Here is an 8,535-nt window from a genome sequence, read left to right on the forward strand (position 1 = left end):
ACAATGCGCGGCAAAAGTGGGCAGTATACTGCGCAAACCCTTTTCAGTGAGCATTTCAGTGGACAAAGATTCCAATCGCGCCTCGGTTCTCCAGCACGTCAGTCAGAACGTGCGCCGCCTGCGTCATGACGCAGGCCTGAGCCAGAGCGCCCTGGCGGAGCAGTCGGGGGTCAGCCGGCGGATGCTGGTGGCGATCGAGGCGGGCGAGAAGAACGTCAGTCTGTCGACGCTGGACTTGATCGCCGAAGCCCTCGGCGTGGCCTTCAGTGATCTGATCAAGGCCCCTGACAACCGCGACTCCAGCCGTATCAACGAGCTGGCCTGGGCCGGCGAGCACCCCGGGAGCAAGGCGGTGCTGCTGGCCAGCACCCCGGCGCGGCGCGAGGTGGAGTTGTGGGAGTGGCGCCTGGAACCCGGCGAGTTCTACCAGACCAACGCCGACCCGGAAGGCTTCAGCGAGCAGGTGTTCGTCTTCGAGGGCTGCCTGACCCTGCTGATCGACGGCGAGCCACGCCGGCTGGCGGCAGGCGAGTTCTTCACCTACGCCAGCAACCGCACCCACGGCTATCGCAACGATGGCGAGGTGGCCACGCGCTTCGTGCGCAACGTGGTGATCTGAATCAGGCGGCCAGCCAGTCCTGTGTAGAGATCACCTGCGCGTAGGCAAACGCCAGCGACGACATGTACGCCGCATGGGCCTGGGCCGCCGGGATGATGCTGCCGTTGAACTCCAGGTCGCGGGTGGCGCAGGCATCGTGCAGCACCGTGACTGCGTAGCCGAGGTCGGCGGCCGCGCGCACGGCGGCGTCGATGCACATGTGGCTCATGCTGCCGACCACCGTCACTTCACTGACACGCCGCTGCTCCAGCAGGCCTTGCAGCGGCGTGTCGAGGAAGGCGTTGACCTTGTGCTTGAGTACTACTGCCTCGTCGCCCTGCGGTGCCAGCTTCGGATGAATCTGCGCACCTTCGGAGCCGGGGGCGAAGAAGGGCGCGTCGGCCGATTCGAACTCATGCCGCACATGGATCACCAGGTCGCCCCGGGCCCGCGCCGCCGCCAGGGCTTTGGCCGCGTTGTCGGCTGCGGCGTCGGCATTGGCCAGGGTCCACTTGCCGCCGGGAAAGTAGTCGTTCTGGATGTCGATGATGATCAGGGCCTTCTGGCTCATGGTGCTTCCTCATTAAGGAGAGTGGTGACGTGGTGGTAGATAGTTATAGGCTTGCCCGGCGTCGTTGCGGATTGGCGCGACCGACAATTTGACGGGAAAAACTGACAATGAACTGCGACGGCGACTTCACCGAGATCGGCATCCTCGTCTACCCCGGCGCGCAGATGGCGGCGGTGTACGGGCTGACCGACCTGTTCAGCGTGGCCAATCGACTCGCCGCCGACCTCGGCATGGCTCAGCGTGCGCCGCTGCGGGTCTGTCATTGGCAGGACTGCGATGGTGTGTTGCGGGTCAGTCATGACAGCCACCAGCGCGACAGCTTCCAGCCGCAGGTGATGATCGTGCCGCCGAGCCTGAGCCAGGAGCCCACGGCCGAGCTGCTGGAGCGTTATCGCCAGCAACTGCGCGACTGGCACGGCGATGGCGCCTTGCTGGTGTCGGTCTGCGTCGGGGTGTTCTTCATCGCCGCCAGTGGCGTGCTGGACGGGCGCTCGGCGACTACCCACTGGAACTTCGCCCAGTCACTGGCCGAGCGTTTTCCGCAGGTGCGGGTCGAGGCCAACCTGCCGCTGCTGGAAGATGGCGACGTGATCACCAGTGCAGGGTTGATGGCCTGGACCGAGGTGGGGCTGAAACTGGTTGAACGTTTTCTGGGCCAGACCCTGGCCACCGAGACTGCACGCTTTCTCGCGGTAGAGCCGGTGCAGGTGAAACCGGCCGGGAGCAGCTTCAGTCCGCGCCTGGACCATGGCGACGAGGCGGTGCTGAAGGTCCAGCACTGGTTGCAGAGCACCGGGGCGCGAGAGGTGAGCGTGCCGATGATGGCGGAGTGCGCGGGGCTTGAGGAAAGGACCTTCCTGCGGCGTTTTCGCAGTGCCACCGGGTTGAAACCGACCGAGTACTGCCAGCAGGTACGGGTCGGGCGAGCGTGTCGGATGCTGGAGTTCACCCGGCGCAGCATCGACCAGATCGCCTGGGGGGTTGGGTATCAGGATCCGGGGGCGTTCAGGAAGGTATTCCACAAGGTTACCGGGTTGGCGCCGAGTGATTATCGGCGGCAGGTGACCGGGCAGTGATGGTGTTATTGCCCGCGAAGAGGTGTCATGAATACCAAGGCGAATGATGCGGATAACGATCCAGCCGCGCCCCGATCACCATCTCGCTGACCCACGCCGTCAACAGCGCACTGTAGGCCTTCTGGCTACGGTCGCTGGACAACGCATGGTCCGCGCCATCGACGATTCGGTGAGTCAACGAATGGGCGCAGCCGAACGCCGAGCGGTAGCTCATCAGCGTGGTATGGGGCACGTAGTCATCGGTTTCCGACTCTACCAGCAGTACGTCGCCAGCGAACTCCGCGCACGCGGCCAGGGCGCGGTTGTCGCCGGGACCGAGGGTCATCAGGCGGTACTGTGACAGGCGCTGGCGGTCCAGTGCCTGCTTGGGCAGGCTCCATTCATCGTCCCAGTACAACGCCGGCACTCGCAGCGCCAGCCATTTTACCGGGCGCTGGCGGGTCAGCAGGGTGGCGAGGTAGCCGCCGTAGCTGCTGCCGATGACGGCGATGGAGCTAGTGTCCACGGCGGGATGGCTGACCAGCCGGTCATAGGCGGCCAGCAAATCGGCGAGGTTTTGCTCGCGGGTCACGCTGCGCCGCTGGCTTTCGGTTTTCTCATGGCCGCGCAGATCGAAGGTCATGCACACGCAGCCTAGCCCGGTGATGTGCTTGGCTCGCGCCAGGTCGCGTTGCTGACTGCCGCCCCAGCCATGCACGAAGAGAATCCCTGGCACCTTGGGGCTTGGGCTGAGCAGGGTGCCGGCGATGCTTTCGCCATCGACGAGAATGTCGAGGTTTTCGCTATGGATGGTCATAGTCGCGGATCCTCGCATATTTGCAGATTTGTCCGACCTCACTGTCGTCCCCTTCGTAGAAAAGCGTGGCGTCGGTGGGCAGCAAGGCGTCACCGAATACCTCATGGGTGGAGGCACGGACTCGGCGCAGGGCAGGCTCCTCGGCAAAGGCATGCAAGGCCAGCAGTTCGGCACTGCTGGCCCCGCCGATTCGCCAGGATTGTTCCAGCACGCCGCTGACCATATGCCCTGCGGCACTGACGCCGCGGGCTACGTCGTAGTTGCGGCGGGAGGCGAGAAAGCCGGGAAAGACGTCGAGCGCAGCTTGCTCGTAGCGACATGCCTGGGTAATGGCCAGGCGCAGCGGGTCTTCCAGTTCCAATTGCAGCAGTTCGTCATAGCCACCGCGGACCAGCACCAGGTCAGAGCCGCCGTACACCGACTCACCCTGGTTATTGCAGGTCAGTTGCTGCACGCCGTAGTAGCTGCAGGTTATGCCGGCCACCAGGGCCTGGCCGACGCTGTAGGTTTCGACTTTGTCGAGGTTCTCTTCCAGTACCAGGCCCCACAGGGCCAGTTCGTCCGGGTCCATTTGGCGTAGTGCGGTTTCCAGTTCCGTGACGGTGGCGATTACTGTCTGCCCGCGTCCCCCGGTGGCCCGAACCGGCTTCAGGCGCAATGAGCCATCGCTCAGAAGGAGGGGGGCAGCGGCGAGGGCGTCGTCGGCACTGAATACCGTATAACCCTTGAGCAGGGCGTCACTGGCGCGACGGGCAAATTCGTCGGTCCAGCCCAAGGGGAAGGTGGCGCCTGCGGGCAACGGATGGGAAATCGCCTTGGTCGCCATGTACGGGTGCGCAACCAGCCCGCCGAAGAAATCGTTGACCGAGGTGATGCCCTGCGGCCTTTGTTGTTGCGTGTCGATCAGTGTAGTGGTGGGCAGGTAATAGAGGTTGTCGTGCTCGCCCGTGGGTTGCTCCACCACTTCGGTGAGTAACAGGGCCGCCAAGTGTTCGGCCAGCTTGCGGTACACGGCACGTTCATGGTCGGGCGTGTGTTCCCGGGTATCGAGCAACAGCACGCCGTGCTTGTGATCGGTCCGACGGGGCATGGTCGGCGCTCCGTGACTAGGGGTTATCTGTTCTGAAGTGCGAGAGGGTATGGAAGTTCAGGGGAAGCGAGTTTTATGGGTTAAAAGTTATATAAATATGAAAATTAATAATTATTGGTTCTATGTTGTTTCAGGCACTATCACTCAAGGAATCGGGAAGCGTCGTGCTTTCCGGGGCGACAACTGCCAGAGAGCCTTGAACCATGGAAAGCCTACCGCTGTATTTCGACTATGCCGCTACGACACCCGTCGACGAGCGTGTCATCGAGGTGATGGTCAGGTGCCTGGGTGCTGCCGGTAATTTCGGTAACCCGGCATCCAGCTCGCATCGCTATGGCCAGCAGGCGCGCCAGGCGGTGGAGCGGGCACGCTCTCAGGTCGCGGCACTTGTGGGGGCCCGCGCCGAGCAGGTTGTCTGGACCTCGGGCGCCACCGAATCCAACAATCTCGCCCTCAAGGGGCTGGCCCAAGGCCGCAACGGCGGACACATCATCACCAGCCGCATCGAGCACAAGGCCGTTCTAGATACTGCGCGGCAATTGCAGGACGCTGGTTTCGAAGTCACCTACCTGTCTCCGGACAGCCAGGGCCTGATCACCCCGCAAGCAGTGACGGCGGCCCTGCGGCCCGACACCTTCCTGGTCTCGCTGATGCTGGTGAACAACGAACTCGGCACGCTGACCGATGTCCGTCGCATCGGCGAGATCGTCCGTGGCCACGGCGCGCTGTTGCATGTGGATGCGGCGCAGGCGGCGGGCAAGGTGGACATCGACCTGCAATCCTGGCCGGTGGACGTGGTGTCGTTCTCGGCGCACAAGGTCTATGGGCCTAAAGGAATTGGTGCGCTTTACGTCGGTGAGCGGGCCCGGCCACTGCTGCAGGCGCAGATCCATGGTGGTGGTCATGAAGGCGGTCTGCGTTCCGGCACCCTGGCGACCCATCAGATCGTGGCGATGGGCGCGGCATTCGCCCTGGCGAGCGAGGTACAGCAGGAGGAGTTGGAGAGGATCCGATATTTGCGTGAGCGTTTTCTTACAAGGCTGCGGGACATTTCCGGTCTCCTGTTAAACGGCAGCCCCGGGGAGTCCATTCCACACACCCTCAGCCTGACCTTCAGCGGCGATCCGCTGGACCTTTCCGCGCTTGCCGCGACCCTGGCGTTTTCTTCCACTTCAGCTTGCAATTCCGGGAGTAGTGCGCCCTCCCATGTCCTCTTGGCACTGGGCCATGACGACTACCTGGCAGGGCAGACCATCCGTCTCAGCCTCGGGCGTTTGACCCGCGTGTCGGACGTCGACCACGCTGTCGCCGCCATCCGTGCAGCACTGCGCCCCGCGCCGTTCTGGGGTGTTGCCCGGGGCTGAGGCCTGCTCCATTATCAGCGGCCTGTGATACGAGGCCGTGGTGATGAAAGGAGCAAGCATGAACAGTCAGCCGACAACGCAGGATGCGATCAGGAGTCGTGTGGCGCAGGTGCGCCAGGTGATGCGCAACGAAGGGGTCGATGCACTGCTGGTGCCTTCCGCCGATCCTCATCTGTCCGAGTACCTGCCGGGTTACTGGCAGGGCCGGCGATGGCTTTCCGGTTTTCAGGGGTCGGTCGGCACGCTGGTGCTGACGGCAGATTTCGCCGGCCTCTGGGCCGATAGTCGCTACTGGGAACAGGCCGGGCAGGAGCTGGCCGGCACGGGCATCGAACTGGTCAAGCTGCAACCGGGTCGCCCCGGTCCTCTGGACTGGCTGGTGGACAATGTCGCTGCCGGTGGAGCTGTGGCGGCGGATGGCGCGGTGATGGCCCTTGCCTCGACGCGGCAACTGGAAGAGCGCCTGCAGGCACGTAATGTGCGCTTGTTGCTGGACAAGGATCTGCTGCAACAGGTGTGGAACGACCGTCCCGCCCTACCGGACAATCCGGTGTATGCGCATCTGCCGCCGCATGCCACGACGAGTCGTGGGGAAAAGCTGGCGAACCTGCGCCAGTCCTTGGCCGGGCGGAACGCTGACTGGCATTTCATCGCCACCGTCGACGATATCGCCTGGCTGTTCAATCTGCGTGGCAGCGACGTGTCGTATAACCCGGTATTCATATCCTTTGCCTTGATCGGCAAGGAGACGGCGACGCTGTTCGTGGCCGAAAGCAAGGTGGATGAAGAGTTGCGCCGGATGCTTGCCGCCGATGGTGTCGACCTGCGCGATTACCGTGAGGTATCCGCTGGACTCGCCGGGATCGCCACGGGCAGTAACCTGATGGTGGATCCGGCCAAAGTCACCAGTGGTCTGCTCGCCAACCTGCGGGACGGGGTTCGCCTGCTGGAGGGCATCAACCCGACCACTCTGGCCAAGTCGCGCAAGAGCGAGGCAGACCTGCAGCATATTCGGCGTACCATGGAGCAGGATGGTGCTGCGCTGTGCGAGTTCTTCGCCTGGTTCGAGACCGCGCAGGGCACGACGGGCGTGACCGAGCTCGATGTCGACGAGCAACTGACTGCAGCACGTGCGCGGCGACCGGGGTTCGTCTCGCTGAGCTTTGCCACCATCGCCGCCTTCAATGCCAATGGTGCCATGCCTCATTACCACGCGACGCCGGCATCCTTCGCACGCATTGAAGGAGACGGCCTTCTGTTGATCGATTCCGGAGGGCAATACCTGGGTGGCACTACCGATATCACCCGTATGGTCCCGATCGGTATGCCAACCCACGAGCAGAAGGCGGATTGCACGCGTGTCCTGAAGGGCATGATCGCCTTGTCACGGGCTAAGTTTCCGCGGGGGATTCTCTCGCCCTTGCTCGATGCCATCGCGCGTGCGCCATTGTGGGCAGATCAGGTTGACTATGGGCATGGCACCGGGCATGGCGTTGGCTATTTCATGAATGTCCATGAAGGTCCGCAGAGCATTGCCTACCAGGCCGCCGCAGTGCCACACACGGCGATGCAGACGGGCATGATCACTTCGATCGAACCGGGTACCTATCGTCCGGGGCAGTGGGGTGTACGCATCGAGAACCTGGTGATCAACCGGGATTCGGGCAAGAGTGGTTTTGGCGATTTCCTTGAGTTCGAGACGCTGACGCTGTGCCCGATCGATACCCGATGTCTATTGATTGATCAGCTAGGCTGCGAGGAGGCTGCCTGGCTCGATGCTTATCATGAGCAAGTGCGGCGACGCCTGGAGCCACTGGTGGAGGGACCGGCGCTGGCGTGGCTGCGAGAGCGAACGCAAGCGATTGGCTGAATGGAACGAGAAGGGCAACCCGTAGGTTGCCCTTTCTTATTTGCAGATGACGATCATGCTACGGCTGGTGTAGCCGGCCGGATTGATGCCGAAGGGGTAATCGCCCGGCTCTTCGTCGTTGTCACCGGACTTGGCTATGACCCTGTAGCCTTTGGCGCCACAGGAGGTTTCCGCTTTGCTGTAGCACTTGTTCCAGGAAGAGGACAGGCCGGAGCAGTTGATGTGCAGCCCTTTCTTGCCGCGCTTGACTTCCTCTTTGGCGATCGCTGTACAACCGGCGACTGCCAGGATAGCTAGGATGAGCAAAATTCGTTTCATTCCTGTCCTTAACGCTTGCGCGGGTCTGCGCCCGTGTTCGTTCTTGTGCGCACCTTCCTGATGCTTGTTCGTCCCTGCGTCGATTGGAAAATTCAAAATAAAACAGTGGTACAGCTTAAACAGGGTAGACGGCGATGCACAATCTTTTGCGTTACTTTAAATGAAAGTATTTCTCAATCAGTCGGCGGCGATCGGTGGTGGGGTTTCCTTGCGCATGGACAGGGTTGCGCCCACCGACGCAGTGATGATCGCGGCGATCGCTAGCCATTGTGCCGGGCTCAGTACTTCATTGAGGAACAATAGGCCGGAAAGCGCGCCGAAGGCAGGTTCGATGCTCATCAGGGTGCCGAAGGTGCGCGCGGGCAAGCGGGTCAGGGCCACCATCTCCAGGCTGTAGGGCAGCGCGGTGGACAAAACCGCCACGCCAAGGGCGATTGGTATTAGGGCGGGATTGAGCAGCGCGCTGCCGGCCTGGACGATGCCGATGGGGGCGACGAGCAGTGCAGCGATGACCACGCCCAAGGCAGCGGTCTGAATGCCGTTCTCAGCGCCGGCCTTCTGACCATAAAGGATGTACAGCGCCCAGCAGACCCCGGCACTCAGTGCGTATCCGGCGCCGATCGGGTCGATACCCTTGCTGGTCTCGCCTATCGGGATCAGGAGCAGCAGGCCGGCGATGGCCAGGCCTATCCACAAGAAGTCGACCGGGCGCCGCGAGGCATAGAGAGCCACTGCCAGGGGGCCGGTGAACTCCAGGGCGACGGCTATGCCGAGGGGGACTGTCTGTAGCGACATATAGAAGAGGAAGTTCATGCCGCCCAGTGCCGCGCCGTAGATAATCACCGTCTTCAG

9 protein-coding genes (1 of these 9 only partly in view) are annotated in these 8,535 nt (G+C 62.7%); 4 read left to right on the forward strand and 5 right to left on the reverse strand.

All coding sequences use genetic code 11. From position 1 onward, the window contains the following. Positions 1-58 precede the first annotated feature (58 nt). A complete protein-coding gene (locus AC5QPF_RS11230) occupies positions 59-619 on the forward strand; it encodes a helix-turn-helix domain-containing protein (RefSeq protein WP_494963279.1) in 561 nt (186 codons plus the stop codon). A 1-nt stretch (position 620) separates the two neighbouring features. Here the strand turns inward: AC5QPF_RS11230 and AC5QPF_RS11235 are convergent, their stop codons facing one another. Further along, complete coding sequence (locus AC5QPF_RS11235; RefSeq protein WP_494963280.1) at positions 621-1,169, reverse strand: isochorismatase family protein; 549 nt, start codon at positions 1,167-1,169, stop codon at positions 621-623. A gap of 107 nt (positions 1,170-1,276) precedes the next feature. Here AC5QPF_RS11235 and AC5QPF_RS11240 point away from each other — a divergent pair, with 107 nt between their 5' ends. Beyond that, positions 1,277-2,245 carry a helix-turn-helix domain-containing protein gene (locus AC5QPF_RS11240; RefSeq protein WP_494963281.1) on the forward strand — a complete coding sequence of 323 codons (969 nt, stop codon included), beginning with the start codon at positions 1,277-1,279 and terminating at the stop codon, positions 2,243-2,245. Positions 2,246-2,270: 25 nt separating this feature from the next. Here the strand turns inward: AC5QPF_RS11240 and AC5QPF_RS11245 are convergent, their stop codons facing one another. Together AC5QPF_RS11245 and AC5QPF_RS11250 are read right to left on the reverse strand one after the other, a co-directional pair. Continuing rightward, positions 2,271-3,041 carry an alpha/beta fold hydrolase gene (locus AC5QPF_RS11245; RefSeq protein WP_494963282.1) on the reverse strand — a complete coding sequence of 257 codons (771 nt, stop codon included), beginning with the start codon at positions 3,039-3,041 and terminating at the stop codon, positions 2,271-2,273. Further along, positions 3,028-4,131 (reverse strand): DUF3182 family protein, encoded by a 1,104-nt coding sequence (locus AC5QPF_RS11250; RefSeq protein WP_494963283.1) that lies wholly within the window; start codon positions 4,129-4,131, stop codon positions 3,028-3,030. The genes AC5QPF_RS11245 and AC5QPF_RS11250 overlap by 14 nt, the downstream gene beginning before the upstream one ends. 203 nt (positions 4,132-4,334) lie before the next feature. On the opposite strand from AC5QPF_RS11250, the gene AC5QPF_RS11255 reads away from it, so the two are divergent. Together AC5QPF_RS11255 and AC5QPF_RS11260 are read left to right on the forward strand one after the other, a co-directional pair. After that, positions 4,335-5,495: an aminotransferase class V-fold PLP-dependent enzyme gene (locus tag AC5QPF_RS11255; RefSeq protein WP_494963284.1), complete on the forward strand. Its 1,161-nt coding sequence runs from the start codon at positions 4,335-4,337 to the stop codon at positions 5,493-5,495. A 58-nt stretch (positions 5,496-5,553) separates the two neighbouring features. Beyond that, on the forward strand, positions 5,554-7,365 hold the full coding sequence (locus AC5QPF_RS11260) for a M24 family metallopeptidase (RefSeq protein WP_494963285.1): 1,812 nt from the start codon (positions 5,554-5,556) through the stop codon (positions 7,363-7,365). A gap of 36 nt (positions 7,366-7,401) precedes the next feature. On the opposite strand, the gene AC5QPF_RS11265 is transcribed toward AC5QPF_RS11260, so the two are convergent. Next, entirely contained in the window at positions 7,402-7,683 is a 282-nt protein-coding gene (locus tag AC5QPF_RS11265; protein ID WP_494963286.1) for a hypothetical protein, read from the reverse strand. Between the two features lie 177 nt (positions 7,684-7,860). Further along, positions 7,861-8,535, reverse strand: partial view of a threonine/homoserine exporter RhtA gene (rhtA, locus tag AC5QPF_RS11270; protein ID WP_494963287.1) — the 3' portion only. It continues 213 nt past the right edge of the window; 675 of the gene's 888 nt are visible here — the last part of the coding sequence; its start codon lies beyond the right edge, outside the window; its stop codon occupies positions 7,861-7,863.

Source organism: Pseudomonas sp. Con_6, from assembly GCF_059379395.1.

Excerpts from the sequence above, each read along its gene's own strand:
- AC5QPF_RS11235 (WP_494963280.1), bottom strand. The coding sequence starts at position 1,169 with ATGAGCCAGAAGGCCCTGATCATCATCGACATCCAGAACGACTACTTT.
- AC5QPF_RS11240 (WP_494963281.1), top strand. The coding sequence starts at position 1,277 with ATGAACTGCGACGGCGACTTCACCGAGATCGGCATCCTCGTCTACCCC.
- AC5QPF_RS11245 (WP_494963282.1), bottom strand. The coding sequence starts at position 3,041 with ATGACCATCCATAGCGAAAACCTCGACATTCTCGTCGATGGCGAAAGC.
- AC5QPF_RS11250 (WP_494963283.1), bottom strand. The coding sequence starts at position 4,131 with ATGCCCCGTCGGACCGATCACAAGCACGGCGTGCTGTTGCTCGATACC.
- AC5QPF_RS11255 (WP_494963284.1), top strand. The coding sequence starts at position 4,335 with ATGGAAAGCCTACCGCTGTATTTCGACTATGCCGCTACGACACCCGTC.
- AC5QPF_RS11260 (WP_494963285.1), top strand. The coding sequence starts at position 5,554 with ATGAACAGTCAGCCGACAACGCAGGATGCGATCAGGAGTCGTGTGGCG.
- AC5QPF_RS11265 (WP_494963286.1), bottom strand. The coding sequence starts at position 7,683 with ATGAAACGAATTTTGCTCATCCTAGCTATCCTGGCAGTCGCCGGTTGT.